General features: G+C 39.1%; 17 protein-coding genes. 4 read left to right on the top strand and 13 right to left on the bottom strand.

What is annotated here, in order from left to right; translation table 11 throughout:
* Nucleotides 1–104: 104 nt before the first annotated feature.
* The 9 genes from rplS to HDF25_RS08535 form a co-directional block, all read right to left on the bottom strand.
* A complete protein-coding gene (rplS, locus tag HDF25_RS08575; protein WP_041883657.1) occupies nucleotides 105–452 on the bottom strand; it encodes a 50S ribosomal protein L19 in 348 nt (115 codons plus the stop codon).
* 164 nt (nucleotides 453–616) lie between these two features.
* On the bottom strand, nucleotides 617–889 hold the full coding sequence (locus tag HDF25_RS08570; protein ID WP_184624334.1) for a hypothetical protein: 273 nt from the start codon (nucleotides 887–889) through the stop codon (nucleotides 617–619).
* A 164-nt stretch (nucleotides 890–1,053) separates the two neighbouring features.
* The gene (gene trmD, locus HDF25_RS08565) at nucleotides 1,054–1,731 is read right to left on the bottom strand and encodes a tRNA (guanosine(37)-N1)-methyltransferase TrmD (protein WP_184624333.1); all 678 of its coding nucleotides are present in this window, start codon (nucleotides 1,729–1,731) and stop codon (nucleotides 1,054–1,056) included.
* 11 nt (nucleotides 1,732–1,742) lie between these two features.
* A complete protein-coding gene (rimM, locus tag HDF25_RS08560) occupies nucleotides 1,743–2,270 on the bottom strand; it encodes a ribosome maturation factor RimM (protein WP_184624332.1) in 528 nt (175 codons plus the stop codon).
* 89 nt (nucleotides 2,271–2,359) lie between these two features.
* A complete protein-coding gene (locus HDF25_RS08555) occupies nucleotides 2,360–2,914 on the bottom strand; it encodes a 30S ribosomal protein S16 (RefSeq protein ID WP_184624331.1) in 555 nt (184 codons plus the stop codon).
* A gap of 118 nt (nucleotides 2,915–3,032) precedes the next feature.
* Entirely contained in the window at nucleotides 3,033–4,016 is a 984-nt protein-coding gene (pfkA, locus tag HDF25_RS08550; RefSeq protein ID WP_184624330.1) for a 6-phosphofructokinase, read from the bottom strand.
* Nucleotides 4,016–5,716 (bottom strand): protein-disulfide reductase DsbD family protein, encoded by a 1,701-nt coding sequence (locus tag HDF25_RS08545; protein ID WP_184624329.1) that lies wholly within the window; start codon nucleotides 5,714–5,716, stop codon nucleotides 4,016–4,018. Before HDF25_RS08545 ends, pfkA begins: the two co-directional genes overlap by 1 nt.
* Before the next feature lie 202 nt (nucleotides 5,717–5,918).
* A complete protein-coding gene (locus HDF25_RS08540) occupies nucleotides 5,919–6,368 on the bottom strand; it encodes a protein-disulfide reductase DsbD N-terminal domain-containing protein (protein WP_184624328.1) in 450 nt (149 codons plus the stop codon).
* Between the two features lie 40 nt (nucleotides 6,369–6,408).
* Nucleotides 6,409–7,182 (bottom strand): biotin--[acetyl-CoA-carboxylase] ligase, encoded by a 774-nt coding sequence (locus tag HDF25_RS08535; protein ID WP_184624327.1) that lies wholly within the window; start codon nucleotides 7,180–7,182, stop codon nucleotides 6,409–6,411.
* 44 nt (nucleotides 7,183–7,226) lie between these two features.
* Here HDF25_RS08535 and rsfS point away from each other — a divergent pair, with 44 nt between their 5' ends.
* The 4 genes from rsfS (at nucleotide 7,227) to HDF25_RS08515 (ending at nucleotide 11,579) form a co-directional block, all read left to right on the top strand.
* A complete protein-coding gene (rsfS, locus tag HDF25_RS08530) occupies nucleotides 7,227–7,601 on the top strand; it encodes a ribosome silencing factor (protein ID WP_184624326.1) in 375 nt (124 codons plus the stop codon).
* 35 nt (nucleotides 7,602–7,636) lie between these two features.
* Nucleotides 7,637–9,730 (top strand): ATP-dependent zinc metalloprotease FtsH, encoded by a 2,094-nt coding sequence (gene ftsH / locus HDF25_RS08525; protein WP_184624325.1) that lies wholly within the window; start codon nucleotides 7,637–7,639, stop codon nucleotides 9,728–9,730.
* A gap of 57 nt (nucleotides 9,731–9,787) precedes the next feature.
* Complete coding sequence (locus tag HDF25_RS08520; RefSeq protein ID WP_184624324.1) at nucleotides 9,788–10,432, top strand: lactate utilization protein C; 645 nt, start codon at nucleotides 9,788–9,790, stop codon at nucleotides 10,430–10,432.
* Nucleotides 10,433–10,496: 64 nt separating this feature from the next.
* Nucleotides 10,497–11,579, top strand: a complete 1,083-nt coding sequence (locus HDF25_RS08515; protein ID WP_184624323.1) for a 3-oxoacyl-ACP synthase III family protein — start codon at nucleotides 10,497–10,499, stop codon at nucleotides 11,577–11,579.
* Here HDF25_RS08515 and HDF25_RS08510 read toward each other — a convergent pair.
* From HDF25_RS08510 to HDF25_RS08495, 4 genes are all read right to left on the bottom strand, one after another.
* Nucleotides 11,576–13,081 carry a tetratricopeptide repeat protein gene (locus tag HDF25_RS08510; RefSeq protein WP_184624322.1) on the bottom strand — a complete coding sequence of 502 codons (1,506 nt, stop codon included), beginning with the start codon at nucleotides 13,079–13,081 and terminating at the stop codon, nucleotides 11,576–11,578. The genes HDF25_RS08515 and HDF25_RS08510 overlap by 4 nt on opposite strands.
* Nucleotides 13,082–13,211: 130 nt before the next feature.
* The gene (locus tag HDF25_RS08505; RefSeq protein ID WP_184624321.1) at nucleotides 13,212–13,955 is read right to left on the bottom strand and encodes a zinc ribbon domain-containing protein; all 744 of its coding nucleotides are present in this window, start codon (nucleotides 13,953–13,955) and stop codon (nucleotides 13,212–13,214) included.
* A 244-nt stretch (nucleotides 13,956–14,199) separates the two neighbouring features.
* Entirely contained in the window at nucleotides 14,200–16,608 is a 2,409-nt protein-coding gene (locus HDF25_RS08500; RefSeq protein ID WP_184624320.1) for an outer membrane beta-barrel family protein, read from the bottom strand.
* Nucleotides 16,583–17,707, bottom strand: coding sequence for a PepSY-associated TM helix domain-containing protein (locus tag HDF25_RS08495; protein ID WP_184624319.1), 1,125 nt, complete (start codon nucleotides 17,705–17,707; stop codon nucleotides 16,583–16,585). Before HDF25_RS08495 ends, HDF25_RS08500 begins: the two co-directional genes overlap by 26 nt.
* Nucleotides 17,708–17,712 lie beyond the last annotated feature (5 nt).

Genomic DNA, 17,712 nt, shown 5'->3' with positions numbered 1-17,712 from the left:
GGATAATGCTATAATATTAAGTGATTTAGCATATCATTGAGCCCGGGATAAACTAAAAAACCTCCCCGACAGAATCGGGAAGGCCTATATGTTTTTTCAGAGAATTAAACTCTCTTAGACTTGATACGAGCTGCTTTACCAGTCAGTTCACGAAGATAGAACAACTTAGCTCTACGCACTTTACCGTGACTGTTAACTTCAATTTTAGCGATGTTTGGAGAATTGATTGGGAAGATACGCTCTACACCAACTCCATTAGACATTTTACGAACAGTAAACGTCTCATTAGCACCTACGCTGTTACGTTGTAAGACTACACCTTGGTAAATTTGAACACGTTCTTTATTACCTTCGCGAATTTTATAGTGAACACTCACTGTATCTCCTGATTTGAATGCAGGAAACTCGTTCTTTGCGATTACCTGCTCTTCAACAAATTTTACTAAATCCATGATTTTAAGCTATTAAGCCGACTTTTTGTTGTTTAAAATCGGACTGCAATATTAGGAATTTTATTTTATAAAAAAAAGTGATTCCTGATTTTTTTCAACATTCTTTACGAAATCCACAATAATTCGATCCGTTTTATTTTAGAATGTTTATAAAAATAGTCATGTCACTGCCCTTTAAGCAATTGTACAAGGCTTTTTCCATTCATTTTAACATTTTCAAGCGCTCCGCTTTCTGTATCAAATAAAATTTCCATCAACTTGACTTTCTCATAGGGTATGTCCTGTGGTTGCCCGATCTTTATTCTGCGATAATTATGAAATGTATTCATCGAAATGTCCAACATTTTGGGAATCATCTTCATCGCAAACTTATACTCCTTGACTGTGAGTTTGTCTAAAAAATAATTGATCTTATACTTATCTGTACTTTCACTCATTTTTGTTGAAATTATTTATACCATCAAGCCATTTCCCATTGCTATGAGCCGGGAAATATTTCGTAAATATATAAATAATTTCATTTATAAATAAAGAACAGGTAAAATAAATTACTTGTTTAAGAAATAAAAGAGTTTATAAAGCATGAAGCTATTGAACTGTATTAGTCCTCCAGCAAATCAGGACGAAGCCGCTGAGTACGCGCCAAAGCCTGCTCATGCCTCCAGTCGTTAATCTTTGCCTCGTGTCCGCTCAACAGGATTTCAGGCACCTGATGCCCTTTATAATCAGCAGGACGGGTATACAATGGAGCATCCAGTAAACCTCCCTGGAAACTATCGGATAAGGCTGATGTCTCATCATTCAATACGCCCGGTATCAACCGCACTATAGCATCCACCAGGACTGCAGCAGGCAATTCTCCACCCGATAATACGTAATCACCAATGGAGATCTCTCTGGTCACATAAATATCTCTGATCCGCTGATCAATTCCCTTATAGTGACCGCATAAAATAATTACATTTTTTACGCCCGACAGCTCATTGGCCATTGTCTGATTAAGTGTCAACCCATCAGGAGTCATAAAGATAATCTCTTCGTAAGTTCTTTGCTCTTTTAACGCCTCTATACAACGCGCAAAGGGCTCGATTGACATCACCATACCACTACCTCCTCCGTATGGATAATCGTCAACGCTCCGTTGTTTATTTGTAGAATAATCTCTCAGACTATGAACCACTATTTCAGCAATTCCTTTGGTTTGTGCACGCTGCAAAATAGAGTGTGCAAAAGGGCTTTGCAACAGATCAGGTAATACGGTAATGATATCGAAACGCATAGAGATAAATTTTAATTAGACAGATAAATATCAAGTAATCCATCAGGAAGATCAACCAGCAATGTACCTGCATCTTCATCGATCTCTACAATCATATCGTCATTTAATGGAAACATGATCTCTTTTTCCTGATATAAAACAGTAGCAACGAACTGCTGAGGGTATTCATTAACCTCCAGAATCTCTCCCAGTTCACCATGGGTCTCGTCAGATACTATAAATCCCTTCAGATCATTATAGTGAAAATCTTCATCATCCCGGTCAGGCATTTTACTTAACGGGAGATAGATCTTTTTTTTCAATAGCTGCTGAGCCTTATCAATATGATCGATATCATCGAGATAAATATTTCCGGTATTATTCGGTTGCATTTTACAGGCCGACACAAAAAAAGGAACCATCTTACCATTCATGTCAGCAAATATAACATCAAGGTCTAGCAACCCTGGTTCATCGTATTCAAAATACAGCTGAATCTCCCCCTTTAATCCTTTTGTTTTGGTAAAATACCCTATATAAAAAGCCTCTTCGTGCGTCATTAAAATCTAAATCAGTTTACATTAAATAAAAATAGCGAAGAAAACCTTCTGGTGAAGGATTCTTCGCTATAATTAAGAATTACAAATTACTATGCTTCTTCTTCTTTTGTTTCTTCTGTCGCAGGAGCTTCTTCAGTTGCAGCTTCAGCTACAGGAGCTTCTTCTTCAACAACTTCTTCTACTACCGGAGCATTTTTCAATGCGATAGCAGCAGCACGGTCTGCGTTTTTCTTAGCTTCAGCAGCAAGAGCAGTTTTTTTAACTTCATCTTTAGATTTAGTTAAGCTGTCTTTTTTGCCTTCGATTTTACTGTCTTTAGCTGAAAGCCATTCAGCAAATTTAGCATCTGCCTGTTCTTCAGTTAAAGCGCCTTTTTTAACACCACCTTGTAAGTGTTTTTTGTACAAAATACCTTTGTGAGATAAAATAGTACGGCAAGTATCCGTAGGCTCAGCACCTTTGTTTACCCAGTCTAATGCTTTTTCGAAATTAATTTCGATGGTTGCAGGATTGGTGTTTGGGTTATATGAACCTAAACGCTCAATGAATTTACCATCTCTCGGTGCACGTGAATCTGCTACCACTACGTGGAAAAAAGGTTTGCTCTTTTTACCGAATCTTTGCAATCTGATTTTAGTTGCCATTTCTTTATAAGTTTATGTATTCAACATAGTTCCCGGAGCTTCATGCTAGCGGGGATGCAAAAGTAAGTAAAATACTAATGATTAGCAAGATGCAGCAATTTTTAATTCCTACTGTCCCTTATAGTGACAATATCTCTACTAATTTCATCCATGCAGGACTCACTTCCACTGCATCAATATGTTTAATCGCATGATCAAAAGGGGTGAACAGGATTTCTTTATTAATCTGACCAACCATACCTCCCGATCTTCCTTCCAGTAAACCTTCAACTGCCGCCACTCCAAAACGACTGGCCAGAACTCTGTCCATACAGCTTGGTTTTCCACCTCTTTGAATGTGGCCTAAAACAGAAACCCTGATATCATAGTTCGGGAAATTCTCCTTCAGAACTTCACCTACATTAAAAGCACCACCAACTTCATCCCCCTCAGCAACGATGATGATTTTAGAAGCCTTATCCTTACGGCCATACTCTAATCGTTTGATTAATCCCTCCACACCCATATTGGCTTCAGGAATCATAATTGCCTCAGCTCCTACGCCAATACCACTTCTTAAAGCGATTAACCCAGAATCCCGGCCCATGACCTCTACGATAAATAACCTGTCATGTGATTCAGCTGTATCCCTGATTTTATCAATTGCATTTACAACGGTATTAATAGCAGTATCGTAACCAATTGTAAAATCCGTACCCGCCAGATCATTATCAATTGTACCTGGCAGACCAATCACAGGAAAATCAAATTCACTGGTAAATAAATTAGCCCCTGTAAAGGTTCCGTCACCACCAATAACGATCATTGCATCCATATTATGCTTCTTTAACTGATCATAAGCTAGTTTCCGACCTTCTTTAGTCCGGAAATCATCACTCCTGGCAGTTTTAAGAATAGTTCCGCCCCGCTGGATAATATTTGCCACGGACTTGCGGTCCATTGGAATAAAATCTCCATTTATTAATCCTTCGTATCCTCTAAGTACTCCTGAAACATTTAAATCATAATATATACCAGCTCTGACCACTGCCCTTATGGCAGCATTCATCCCCGGTGCGTCTCCCCCTGATGTTAATACAGCTATGTTTTTAATTTTATTCATTATTTCTTGGATGATTTAAATTTATCAAGACCGCTCTGCAGGTAAGCGGCATATTCTTTAGCGTCAAAAATTGCTCCCTGAGGGGCAACAAGAGGAACCAGGTCATGCCCTCCCAATACATAGAATGGTTGTGAATTAGAATTGTAATTAGTTGCCTGAAAATCCCCGTTCCATCTGCCGAGATCATCGGTAGTGGTCCGTAATATCTTAGAATAGTGTACTTTTTCCGGCGGCATTTTTACCGAGCGCTCATCTACATATAATTGTATCAGCACATATTCATCTTTAATTAAATGACCTACCTGCGGATCTATCCAGACCTTATCTTCCATTTTGCGGCAATTCACACAGGCATGCCCGGTAAAATCTATCAGCACTGGTTTATTTACTTTCTTAGCGTATGCCAACCCTTCATCAAGATCAAAAAAAGCACGAAACCCATGTGGCGGATGCAATACATCATTGTATTTTACTGATGCAGGAAAATCAGCAGACCCCTGCGGGCTTCCAATACTATTTCCGCCCAGGATAAAATCCTGTGTATTTAAAGGCGGGGCTATTCCACTTAAAATATTTACCGGGGCTCCCCATAATCCAGGAACCAGGTACATCGCAAAAGAGAAAGAGAATATAGCGAAAAATAATCTGGGAACTGACACATACGGGAGATCACTGTCGTGTGAAAACTTAATCTTTCCAAGAATATAAACTCCCATCAGGAAGAAAATCACTATCCATAATACCAGGAAGATCTCTCTGTCAAACCACTCCCAGTGCCATACCAGATCTGCCGCAGATAAGAATTTCAATGCCAGGGCAAGCTCTAAAAAGCCAAGACAAACCTTTACACTATTTAACCAGCCACCTGATTTAGGCATACTGCTCAGAAAACCAGGGAATATCGCTGACAAGGTAAAAGGAAGCGCTAAAGCAAGCGCAAAACCAAACATTCCGATTGCCGGAGCAAGGATTTCACCTTTAGAACTTGCCTGAACCAGCAGTGTTCCTATAATAGGACCGGTACAGGAAAATGAAACCAGTGCCAGCGAAGCAGCCATAAAAAATATTCCACCCAAACCTTTACTGTCATCTGCCTTCTGATCTATTTTATTGACAAAAGAGCTTGGCAATGTAATTTCAAAAGCGCCGAAGAAAGAAACTGCAAAAACTATCAGTAAAATGAAAAACGAAAAGTTAAACCAGCCACTACTACTTAATTCGTTGAGTCTTGTAGAACCAAAAAGTAAAGTGATCAGCAATCCAAAGGCAACGTAAATGACGATAATAGAAATCCCATAAATAACTGCCTGTCCTATTCCTTTTTTCCTACTACCTGCTCTTTTGGTAAAATAACTTACTGTAAGTGGCACCATTGGAAAAATACAAGGCATTAAAAATGCGATAAACCCTCCCAGAAGACCTTGAATAAAGGTTTGCCACAATGTTTTTTCCTTTTCTGTCTGTTGGTGCAACACCTGGGTAACAGGTTTCGCTGCAACTGTCGCTTTGACCGTGTCTTTCTTTACGCTGTCTTTTACGACAGCATTTGCAGCACTGTCTGCTGCTGAACCTATTTCGGTAAATTGTATATCATCACTAACTACAGTTGAATCCTGTTTCTGAGTAAAGGCAAAACTTTGACTGGATTGCAGCAAAAACACTGACAGAGCCAAAGCAAACATTAAAATTAACTTCTTCATTAGTTTTTATTTTTTATCTGATCTCCTGAAGGATCATTTGATTCCATAAGGCCGTGAAATTACTTATAATTTCTTGTTTAAAAAGTTTTGGGACAAAGCATAGCCAATATTTTACTGTACATCCATATTCCTTCGGAAGGAATAGAAATAGAAAAGGGTGACAGCCCGATAGCTATCACCCTTTTTATTGTATAATTTTGATCTACTTAACCTGAACCGAGAACTTTACTTCATCTGGAGGAAGGCATTTTGAGGCATCACAAACCATAAATTCTATTGTTCCGGTAACTATTGTACCCGGCTTATTCAATTTGATTTTTTGCTGAAAAACCACTTGCTTTTCAAAATAGCCAACATTCATATCAAAAACCTTTTCAAATTTAGTAAGTGGTTTTGGTTCTATAGTTGCACCTACCTTAACAAAATCCTTTGACGGATTAAATTTAATGGTTGTTTTAACTGGCCCTCCTGGCTTTACAGTTTGTGAATAGATATGCCATCCATCCTGAATAGTTGCTTTAAGATAGACTATTGCTTCAGTGTTACTGATCTTCTTTTGCGCATAAGACCAGGTTACCGGGGTCTCGATCTGAGCAGAAGCTCCAAGAACAGTAAACAATAACAATGTAAATACTAAGGTTATTTTCTTCATGGTTATAAATTATATTGATTTTTATGAGTGATATTTTTATTTATGGGCGGATAAATTCTATTTCTTTAAAATTATACGTTTTTAATCCCTGACTGGTTTCTAAACTTAGAAAGCCGTGTTCACTAACATCGACAATTTTCCCTTCAAATATCTCGCCATTTTGTCGGTAACACGCTTTTACGTTGTATTGGTAAAGATAAGTCAGATATTCCAGCCGTAAGTTTGTATAATTTCCAGCCTTTAATTTTAAATACCCTGCTTCTATATGACTGCAAATCTCTGCTAAAAGTGTTATTAAATCAACATGACGATGTAAAATTTGGCCGATCGAACCAGCACGATGCTGTATCTCAGATTCAAAATTTTCCTGGTTTACATTCAAGCCTACACCAACGATACAGGCCTTTATACGGCTTCCTGACACGATATTCTCCAAAAGCATCCCACCTATTTTCTGATGTCCGAAATATATATCATTCGGCCACTTAATCGCTAAACCTGTCCCCATAATCCCTCCTAATGCTTTTTGTAAAGCAACGCTGATGGTCATATTCAAGTTAAATTGTGCGGTAAGCGGTAGGAACGAAGGAGATAAAAGTATACTGAAAGTAAGGTTTTTCCCGGGTTCAGCATGCCATTTACTACCTACCTGTCCCCGGCCTGCATATTGATTCTCTGCCATAATAACAGTTCCTTCGGGTAATGGCTCGGAATTTGACACCATCCTTTTCAAAAAATTATTGGTAGAATCAACTGCTAATAATTTGATAAGATTTTGACCAACAAATAGTGTTGAAAAAGTGTTATTTTGCAATAGTTGATTTTATAGTTGTTATTTATCAAAAATAAAACATTTTAATGGTAAAAAAGAAATTAGTAAACCTTTCTACCTACCTTTCAGAAATAGCCGTTCATGGCATGCAGGAAAAAAAGGGACATGATATCGTCCGTCTGGACTTAAGAAATTTAAACAGCTCCGTATCAGATTATTTTATAGTTTGCAACGCAGATTCTTCTACTCAGGTGAAGGCTATCGCCGATAGTGTGGAGGACGAAATTTATAAAAACACAGAAGCTACTCCGTGGAGAAAAGAGGGATTAGAAAACGCAGAGTGGATAATCCTGGATTATTTTGATATTGTTGTTCATATCTTCAAAACAGAAAAAAGAGATTTTTACGGGATTGAAGATTTATGGGGCGATGCTCAAACTACATCTTATCAAAGCGCTTAACCAGTTACAACCTTATACATTTTTTTGAATCAACGATGAAAGAGAAAGAAAATACTAAGCCCAAGTTAATTAAGAGAATACCTAATATTCCAAAAAAACCTCAAAAGGGCTCAAACTTTAATATATTCTGGGTTTACGCTGCTATTATTTTAGGACTTGTCCTTGTTTCCGTTCTGTTTACCAATGATACCAACAAAACGATTACTTACAAGGAATTTGAAAAGGACATGCTTGCTCCGGGAGATGTTCAGAAAATTGTTGCTTACAAATATGAAGACCTGGTCAGGGCTGATGTATTTATCAAACCAGACCGTCTGAACCAGGAGAAGTATAAAAAATACCAGACAAAAAGCAATTTCGGTTCAACCGGAGGCCCTACAGTATCTTTTACTGCCGGATCAATGGATGCACTGGATAAACAATTGTCAGAATCTCAGAAAAGTATTCCAACTGATGCTCAGGTTCAGGCTGATAAAGAAACCAGACAAAGTACCTTCAATTCATGGTTCTTTACGGTCATTATTCCTGTGCTTTTATTTATTGGATTCTGGATATTTATCATGCGCAAAATGGGCGGTGGCGCCGGCGGTGGTGGCGGACAGATTTTCAATATCGGAAAATCCAAAGCAACCTTATTTGATAAGGAAAGCCAGGTAAATGTAACATTTAATGATGTTGCCGGTCTTGAAGAAGCTAAACAGGAGGTCATGGAAATTGTAGATTTCCTTAAAAATCCTAAAAAATACACGAATCTGGGAGGTAAAATCCCTAAAGGTGCATTATTGGTTGGTTCTCCTGGTACGGGTAAAACGTTATTGGCTAAAGCTGTTGCCGGTGAGGCTCAGGTTCCGTTCTTCTCTCTTTCAGGTTCTGATTTCGTAGAGATGTTTGTAGGAGTTGGTGCATCCCGTGTGCGTGACTTATTTAAACAGGCTAAAGACAAAGCACCATGTATTATCTTTATTGATGAGGTTGATGCTATCGGTCGTGCCCGTGGTAAAAACAGCATGATGGGTGGTAATGACGAGCGTGAAAACACCTTAAACCAGTTACTGGTTGAAATGGATGGATTCGGAACAGACTCAGGAATTATTATTCTGGCGGCAACAAACCGTCCGGATGTACTGGATAGTGCATTACTTCGTCCGGGAAGATTTGACAGACAGATTTCTATTGATAAACCCGATTTAGTAGGCAGAGAGCAGATCTTTAAGGTTCACTTAAAACCAATCAAAACAGATGTGGTTGTAGATGCTAAAAAGCTTTCTGCACAGACTCCTGGTTTTGCTGGGGCTGAAATTGCAAACGTTTGTAATGAAGCCGCGTTAATCGCAGCCAGAAGAAATAAAGAATCTGTGGATATGCAGGATTTCCAGGATGCGATCGACCGTGTTATCGGTGGTTTAGAGAAAAAGAATAAAATTATCTCACCAGAAGAGAAACGCATAGTTGCTTATCACGAAGCTGGCCATGCCATCGCAGGATGGTTCCTTGAACATGCAGATCCATTGGTAAAAGTTTCTATCGTACCACGTGGTGTAGCTGCCTTAGGTTATGCACAGTACTTGCCTAAAGAGCAATTCCTGTATACTACCGAACAGCTTACTGACGGTATGTGTATGACTATGGGCGGACGTGTTGCAGAAGATCTTGTCTTTGGTAAAATATCTACAGGAGCACAAAATGACCTGGAAAGAATTACTAAGCTGTCTTATGCAATGGTTACTATTTATGGTATGAACAGTACTATTGGTAATGTTTCCTTCCATGATCCACAGAATGAATACAATTTTAACAAGCCATATTCAGAAAAGACTTCTGAACTGATTGACGTCGAAGTGCGTAAACTGATCAGTGAAGTTTATGTTAGAACAATGCAGTTATTAGTTGATAAAAGAGAAGGTCTGGAAAAACTTGCAGAAAAATTACTGGAAAAAGAAATTCTTTTCCAGGCAGATCTGGAAGAAATTTTAGGCAAACGCCCATTTGATAACCGTACTACTTACGATGAATTTGTAAATGGTACCGGAGATCAGAAGCCAGCAGCTGAAGGTTTACTTCATGAAGGTGTCGGAGAAACAACAGATCCTTCTTCACCAGTAGTAACTCCTTTACATTCTGAATCGTAATTATTAGCTTTATGGAGCTGTCATCAGGTGTACTGATGACAGCAAATCCATTTTTATATGCAAGAGAATATTTCTTCAAAGGAGTTGATGCTAAAAAAGATACGGAAAGCTCTGCTTGAAAAAAGAGATAATCCCTATCCTAATTTAGAGGAAAGCCCGCTTTACAAACCCAATACAGAGATTCCAGAGGTCCTATTTGCCGAACAGTTAACGGCTGTTTCCGGCAATTTTATTTTTTGTGAGGATGGTGTTGAATTTATTGAAAACATCCTGGAGCTGGCCGACAAGTATAAATGGAGAAAAATCTATTGCTGGGAACCCGAGCTTCAGCGATTGCTTTCCACCTATGAATTTCCTTTTTATAAGACCGACAAGGACTTTGAAATGGCCGAAGTCGGCATTACCACCTGTGAAGCACTAATTGCCAGAAACGGCTCCATTCTACTTAGTAACCAAAATGAATCGGGGAGAAGACTAAGTATTTTTCCACATCATCACATCGTGATTGCAAGAACCGGTCAGTTGGTTATGGATCTTAAAGATGGGTTCAAGCTGATTAAAAATAAATACGGATCGCAAATTCCATCTATGATCAGCACAATTACCGGCCCCAGCAGGACCGCTGATATTGAAAAAACATTGGTTCTTGGTGCACATGGACCAAAAGAGTTAATCGTTTTTTTAATTGATGATTTCTCTTAAATTTTTGTTTTCAATAAATTAATCCTAGTTTTATACTAAAGACTAAAACAGTATACGGTTCAGAATGGGTAATAAAAAGCATATATCGTCAGTAATTGCAGGTACTGGAAGTTACATTCCGGACAATATTGTTTCAGGAGATTCATTCCTGAATTCTACATTTTATGAAAATGGGCTTATTCTTGAAAAGGATAACGCCGATATTATCAGTAAATTCTCAGAAATTACAGAAATCATCGAACGACGTTATGTAGATAATGATCTGATGAATAGTAATATTGCTGCCATTGCCGCACAAAGGGCTCTGGATGATGCTTCAATTGATAAAGAAACCTTAGATCACATTATTTTCTGTCATAACTTTGGTGATATTCAGCATGGCAGTAACCGTATGGATATCCTGCCGGCACTTGCTGCCAAAGTAAAACAACAATTGGATATAGTTAATCCTGACTGCGTTGCCTATGATATCATTTTTGGCTGTCCGGGCTGGGTACAGGGTGCAATACAAGCCAATTATCTGATTCAGAGTGGTGATGCAAAACGCGTGCTTGTGATCGGCTCAGAAACATTATCCCGCATCATTGATCCGCATGACCGTGATAGCATGATATTCTCAGATGGGGCAGGAGCAGTTGTTTTTCAGGCTGTCGAAGACGAGCAGCCAACAGGTATCATTGCCCATAAAACCCAATCATTTGCAGGAAAATTTGCTTCCCTTCTCTATATGTCCAAAAGTTGTAATCCCGCTGCTACAGATGGGAATACCTATATGAAAATGAACGGACGTAAATTATATGAGTTTGCCGTTGTAAATGTTCCTCATGTAGTCAAAATCGCTATTGATAAGGCAGGGTTAAGCATTGAAGATATCAAAACCGTCTTTATCCATCAGGCCAATGGCAAAATGGATAATGCGATTATGAAACGTCTATTTAAATTATATCACCTGGATTCTGTTCCGGAAAATCTGGTTCCGATGACAATTTCATGGCTGGGAAACAGCTCTGTTGCTACTATCCCAACCCTGCTTGATCTTGTCCTGAAGGAAAAAGTTGCCGGCTACAAAGTGAAGGCAGGAGAATATGCAGTATTCGCCTCTGTCGGTGCCGGAATGCATATCAATGCTTTTGTATATAGATTTTAATTAGACAGCTTCTTCAGGCCATCTTTGGCCTGAGCTTCAATACTATTCTCATATTCATGATTTTTCATATTGATAGCCTGGTTAAACCAGGCTTTTGCTTTTGCATCGTTTCTCTTTTTCGCATATATCCTGCCCATATTCAAAGCAGAGGTCGCCGCGTAATAATATTTTAGGTTCCTTCCGGAGGTCACAGCATTCTGATAATATTGCAATGCATTGTCATCCTTATCCAGCGCATCATAAATCCTGCCCATTCGATAATAATACTCTACCTTGTCCTTGATAGATTTATAACTGTCTGCATTTTCTCCTGACAGCATGTCCAGTGCTTTGGTATAATACCCTCCGTCAAACAGCAGCCTGCTTTTTAATAATCCAGGATCCGGAGCAGGAGCGGCTACTTCGTTCATTGCCTGCTTATCTTTTTCGCCATAAGTATATCCAGCACTTCTGACTTTATTATTATAAGCCCTGTAAGCCCCTGTGTCGCCATTTAGCAAAGCAACCCACGACAAGTGAAGGTTGGCATCCTTAATGTAATTAACGCCTTTATTTAGCTGCAGAAACCGCTTAAAATTAGTTGCCCCGGAATAGTCCAGTTTATTCAGTTTCGCAGTCCCCATTAAAAGCTCAAGATAAGGGAAAGCCTGATAGCCTTCGCCCGAAGGTCTTTTGCCCAGAATGGAGATCGCCTCATCGTTATGCCCGTTCCTGGCACACACATAAGCCTGTAAATAGGCTTTCAACAGACTATTATCAGAAATTCTGGCCGTATATTTCATAGTTTTAGCGTAAGCATCCGGAGAGTGGATGACATCAGATAAAACATAGACGTAATAAAATACCACTTCTTCATAAAATGGTTCAAAAGCAGATTTAGGAAGATTCTGAGCAAGCTTATCTAACATTGAAAGCCCTTTCTGAACATCTCCTTTTACTCCGAATGTAGAAAGTGTACTTTTCAGCACTCCGTCAGGCAGATTTCCCAAAAACACATTGATCAGCCCCAGTCCCTTACCATTCAGATGAAAACCTGGAAATTTCTTTGCATTATCCTGTAGCTGACCGTTTGCTTTTTTAATTTCCCTTGCTGCGGTAAAGTATTCTCCGTACCGGCTCCTCAGTAACGCCCATTGCAGGTTGATTTCAGCCTGTGCGTACAGATAATAAGGGGATTGTGCATCATCATCATCTATCTGGCTAAGCCTGCGCGATTTCTCTTCTTTAAGCCTGTCGAAATCCTGTTTACTCTCTACAGTAATCAGATAAAAATAATCTGCATAATTCTCTAATAAAGGAACTATTGAGTTTTTAGGATGCGCGTTCTTTTCGGCAGCAATCAGCTGTTTTGCCGCGTTAATTTTAAGCTCAAAGATCAGCTGGTAGGCTTTCAGACAGTTGGCATTAAAATCGAAATTGGCATGAACAGTACCTGGTAACAGGAATAAAAACGGAAAAAAACAGAATTTAAACAGGAGGATAAGTTTCCTTTTGGCGGACATAATGAAAAACAATTCTATAGGGTAAATTCTTAAAAACGATCAAAATTGAATTATTGTTTCATTCTCCATAAAAAAAACGGTCAGATGATAATCCGACCGTTTTTTTTATGGAGAATGAAAAACTACTTAATTACGCAGTTACATTTTCTAATGTCAATGCCTCATCAACTAAAATTCTACCGCAATGCTCACATACGATGATTTTTTTACGCTGACGAATATCTAACTGGCGCTGAGGTGGGATCTGATTGAAACATCCTGAACAAGAGTCGCGATCGATAGTAACAACAGCAAGACCGTTGTTTGCATTTCCTCTTAATCTTCTGTAAGCAACCAATAATCTCTCTTCAATACCCGCTTCGGCTTTCTCTGCTTTTTTACTTAAGCTTAATTCGTCCTTTTCAGTCTCAGAAGTAATGGTCTGTAATTCACCTTTTTTGATTTCCAAATCATTCTTTCTGGAATCGAGGTCACCTAAAGCTTTTTCATAAACCTCAGTTTTTGTAGAGATATCAAATCCGAATTCTCTGATTTTTTTCTCGCAAACCTGAATTTCAAGAGATTGAATTTCAACTTCTTTTGTTAAAGCATCATACTCACGATTGTTTTTTACCTCTTTTAACTGAGTATCATATTTTTTGATCAGGGCCTGAGATTCCTTGATCATATTTTTACGTGTTACAATAGCATCTTCGGTATCATCCAATTCAGCCTTGAATTTTTGTATACGTGTTTCCAATCCCGCTACCTCATCTTCTAAGTCAGCCACTTCCATTGGCAATTCACCACGAATCTGACGTATTTTATCAATTTTTGTATGAAGGGTTTGTAATTCGTATAAAGCTTTCAGCTTTTGCTCTACAGTTTGTTCCATTAAATGAAATAATTTATGGGTATGGGTATAATTATATTTAACTAATTATCAGTTCTTTAACTTTCGCACAGACTCAAAACAATACTTATTTCCATAAATAACAAGAAATAATTGTCTTATATACTATTGCTAAAGCTTGCAAAGATAAGTATTATATTTTCTTTCAGCCATACAATTTGCTATTAATCTGCTGATTGGCATTTCTTTAAATATTCCATCCCCCCTTTAAGCTCCTTATTCTTCCTTATTTCAGCCTTCCTTTGAGCTCCTCACTTGCCGTACTCCGTTGTCTGCCACTGGCTCCGTCTCCGCCAAAGCGGTAACTCAAGGAGAGAACTACTGCCCGGCTATCAGGTCGGCTATGACTATAAGTTGAAATATTTCCATAAGCAGCAACCTGTCGGATCTGTGCACTTTGGAAAATATCATTAACCAGCAGCTTTACAGTTGCCCTATCATTTAATAATGCCTTTTGAGTCCCTGCAGAAACCATATAATATCCTTTTGTAGTAAATACCCCTGAAATTACTTTCGATTTATACAATCCACTCAGTTCCGTTTTCCAGCCATTTCCCAGTTTGAAAGTATTCTGCGTATCGAATGAGAAACTGGTTCTTTTCATTTTGATTTCCCCCGTTTCTGCGGCTATGGAAAAATCATTGCGAAAAAGATTCACAAATTGTGTCCCTGACCACCATTTCGTAAAATCTGTTGATGCTGTAAAACTAACCCCATAGTTTTTAAATTTAGCCAGGTTTTCAGGCCTCTGAAAAGTTAGTCCACTATTCCCTCCAACTAAACTACTGATTACATCTGTACTGGAATTATAGGTCAATGTAGTATAATACCTGGATTGGAAACCATGGCTCAATTCAAAAGCATTAACAAAAGACGGAAGCAGGTATGGATTTCCTTCCTCATAGGAAAATGGATCATTATATACCCTGAAAGGATTCATATCCCAGTACCCCGGGCGATCTATACGTCTGCTGTAGCTTAGCTGCAAACGATTTTTATCATTAATTTCCCGGGTGATAAACAAACTTGGAAATAGTTTAAAATAACTTCTTTTGACTAAAGAGTCTGTGGTTAGCTGATGCCCCTGGGTATAAGTATATTCCCCACGAAGGCCCGCCTGGATACTAAATTTTCCTATATCCTTTTTCAGATTAAGATATCCTGCCTGGATCTGCTCCCGGTAAATAAAATCATTGCTTGTGAAGTGATCCGGCACATATACCTTATTTTGCAAAGTATCATATTTGAGGTGATTAGCCATCCGGACAAAACTTCCTTTCCATCCGGTTTCTATCTTTACTAAACTCCCTGCCGGCAAAATATAATCCACTTTTCCAACGTAAATATCATTATCAGAAGGCAGATCACCTTTTCTTGATTTTTCTGTAATCATTCCATTTCCATCGGCAAAACGTGTATCCAGTTGCTGATCCATTTTGGAGAAATGGGTCACATAATCCAGATCAACAGTCAGCTCATGCCCTTTGTCATTAAAAAGGTGCTTGTAATTCATATTGTAAAGCATATCTGACCAGCGCTCTTTACCAGTCGTATGCGTCCGGGCCTCCCATAACAGCCTTCCGGTTTCATCATCTTGCAGGCGATTACGCGTAGGCTGAACCGTTGGATACTTCCCGGTTCCTCCGTTTACAAGGAACCCAAGTGTGTTTTTTTCATTGAGGAACAAATCCAGTCCCGCCTGAAAATTATGTGCACGCAGATTTGCCTTTTCGTTCATTTGCTGGAATGAGCTGCTGTAAGGAATCCCATGATGGTAAAAATCCCGTTTAACTTCCGCTGAACTTTCCAGGTCCTGATAGAAGTAATTATAATTTCCAAAAAGGTTTACCTTTTCAGACCTGTAATTAAGACTGGTACCACCACCCAGCCGGGCAGCTCGTCCTGCACCGCCATTAGCCGATACAGTTCCGTTTAAGCCCGTTTTAACACTTTTTTTGAGCACAATATTAACTATCCCTCCATTACCCGCAGCATCAAATTTAGAAGACGGATTTGCCATAATCTCAATCCTGGAAATCGTATTAGAGGCTGTTCCCCTTAGCAAATTTGCCAGCTGATTCCCTGATAAATAAGTGGGTTTTCCATTAATCATCACCATAGTTCCAGGTCTTCCTTTTAAACTAAGCTCCCCATTTTCAGTAATAGCGACACCAGGAGCTTTATTAAGCAGCTCCAGAGCAGTCCCACCTTCGGCCATTACACTCTGCTCCACATTCATTACCATCCGGTCAAAGCGCTGTACGATTACAGCTTTATTCGCTTTAATTTCTACGGTATTCAGTGACATCTGCTCTGCAATAAGCCGAATGACACCCAGATTAGAGATAACTGATTCCCCATCCAATACAAGTTGCTGACTGAAATAATGCTGATAACCAACAAAGCTGATCTTTACTAAATATCTGCCCTTTGGAATATCCTGCAACTTAAAATAACCTCCTGAATCACTCACTACGGCCTTCACCTGACTGGAGTCTGCAGCCTTAAGCAAATAAATACCTGCATAACTGACAGGTCTTTCTGCCTCATCCATTAAATTTCCTCTTACCTGGTGCGTCTGGGCATGTAACTGAGCAAACAGGAAGAAACTAAATATGGTCAGAAGTATTTTCATGCGTTATTTTTTTTATTTTCTTTCTTTTACCCCACCAGACATAAAAACCCGTGACCGGTAAAGTGGCACAGATCAGGCTGGTGATAAAGGCAATAATTTTAGTAAAAAGGCCTCCGATAGCTCCCACATGTAAAGCGTAGTTTGATTTTCGCAACCAGTCAGCAAAAGCAAGGTCCGACAAGCGTTTTCCTGAAAAGGGTAGTGGTTTGATTGTCGCAGGATCAAAATAAATATCCCTCCAGCTGCCATTATACATATCTGTGCAGGCATAAATCGCTTCATCATCATGATCAGGAACAGAGACAATGACAGCATTTTTTTCATGCACAGCCATTTCTTTTCTCACCTTATACCAAACTTTATCTGCGCTGTAAATTATCGGACCAGCTGGCGGTGACAATTTAACCTCCTGCTGTTTTCCCCGCTTAGCCATATTCGTCCCGCCACTTAACCAGTAAACACTTTTGGAGAACCAGGAAAAACTCATGATCAATCCGGTACACGCCAGGACTACAGCGATCAGAAGGGCATAAAATCCGAGAACATTATGGAGATCATAATTGAGCCTTTTAAACTTTGCCTTCCATTTTATTTTAAAACTCTTATTGATATTGGTTTTACTCCATTTTTTTGGATACCACAAAATCAGTCCGCTGATTAACAGCAGAAAGAAAATAAAGGTGCCCCAACCCACAACAGCTTTACCTATTTTTCTTCCCATCCATAGATTACGGTGCCCCTGGTCTACAAAATGAAAAAAGGCATCGTGATCAGCAACAGCCAGCACTTCACCACTAAAAGGGTTCATATAAACCGTTGAATCAGAGTCGATGGTCACATGAGCTGATTTATCCAACCCATGATACCAGATACTCCTGATTTTTTTTCCGGGCATATGCTCCTCCAGGCGGGTATAAAGCTGAGAAGGAGGGAGATATTTACTTTCAGCTTCGGCCTTTACAGTAAGATAAGGATAAAGTAAATTGTTTATTTCCTGCTCAAATACTAATATGCAGCCAGTCAGACTTACAATGACGACAATAATACCCGAGGCAAGCCCCAGCCACAAATGGAGCCAGGCATTTATTTTTTTGAACATCAGAA

Origin of the sequence: Pedobacter cryoconitis (genome assembly GCF_014207135.1) — a bacterium.
GTDB lineage: Bacteria > Bacteroidota > Bacteroidia > Sphingobacteriales > Sphingobacteriaceae > Pedobacter > Pedobacter cryoconitis_D.
This window is presented reverse-complemented; position numbering and strand designations above follow the sequence as displayed.

What these genes read in the sequence shown, in the direction of transcription:
- HDF25_RS08505 (WP_184624321.1), bottom strand. Translation starts at nt 13,955, where the DNA reads ATGGAACAAACTGTAGAGCAAAAGCTGAAAGCTTTATACGAATTACAA.
- rsfS (WP_184624326.1), top strand. Translation starts at nt 7,227, where the DNA reads ATGGTAAAAAAGAAATTAGTAAACCTTTCTACCTACCTTTCAGAAATA.
- HDF25_RS08570 (WP_184624334.1), bottom strand. Translation starts at nt 889, where the DNA reads ATGAGTGAAAGTACAGATAAGTATAAGATCAATTATTTTTTAGACAAA.
- HDF25_RS08510 (WP_184624322.1), bottom strand. Translation starts at nt 13,081, where the DNA reads ATGTCCGCCAAAAGGAAACTTATCCTCCTGTTTAAATTCTGTTTTTTT.
- ftsH (WP_184624325.1), top strand. Translation starts at nt 7,637, where the DNA reads ATGAAAGAGAAAGAAAATACTAAGCCCAAGTTAATTAAGAGAATACCT.
- pfkA (WP_184624330.1), bottom strand. Translation starts at nt 4,016, where the DNA reads ATGAATAAAATTAAAAACATAGCTGTATTAACATCAGGGGGAGACGCA.
- HDF25_RS08495 (WP_184624319.1), bottom strand. Translation starts at nt 17,707, where the DNA reads ATGTTCAAAAAAATAAATGCCTGGCTCCATTTGTGGCTGGGGCTTGCC.
- HDF25_RS08520 (WP_184624324.1), top strand. Translation starts at nt 9,788, where the DNA reads ATGCAAGAGAATATTTCTTCAAAGGAGTTGATGCTAAAAAAGATACGG.
- HDF25_RS08515 (WP_184624323.1), top strand. Translation starts at nt 10,497, where the DNA reads ATGGGTAATAAAAAGCATATATCGTCAGTAATTGCAGGTACTGGAAGT.
- trmD (WP_184624333.1), bottom strand. Translation starts at nt 1,731, where the DNA reads ATGCGTTTCGATATCATTACCGTATTACCTGATCTGTTGCAAAGCCCT.
- HDF25_RS08545 (WP_184624329.1), bottom strand. Translation starts at nt 5,716, where the DNA reads ATGAAGAAGTTAATTTTAATGTTTGCTTTGGCTCTGTCAGTGTTTTTG.
- HDF25_RS08500 (WP_184624320.1), bottom strand. Translation starts at nt 16,608, where the DNA reads ATGAAAATACTTCTGACCATATTTAGTTTCTTCCTGTTTGCTCAGTTA.
- HDF25_RS08540 (WP_184624328.1), bottom strand. Translation starts at nt 6,368, where the DNA reads ATGAAGAAAATAACCTTAGTATTTACATTGTTATTGTTTACTGTTCTT.
- rplS (WP_041883657.1), bottom strand. Translation starts at nt 452, where the DNA reads ATGGATTTAGTAAAATTTGTTGAAGAGCAGGTAATCGCAAAGAACGAG.
- rimM (WP_184624332.1), bottom strand. Translation starts at nt 2,270, where the DNA reads ATGACGCACGAAGAGGCTTTTTATATAGGGTATTTTACCAAAACAAAA.
- HDF25_RS08555 (WP_184624331.1), bottom strand. Translation starts at nt 2,914, where the DNA reads ATGGCAACTAAAATCAGATTGCAAAGATTCGGTAAAAAGAGCAAACCT.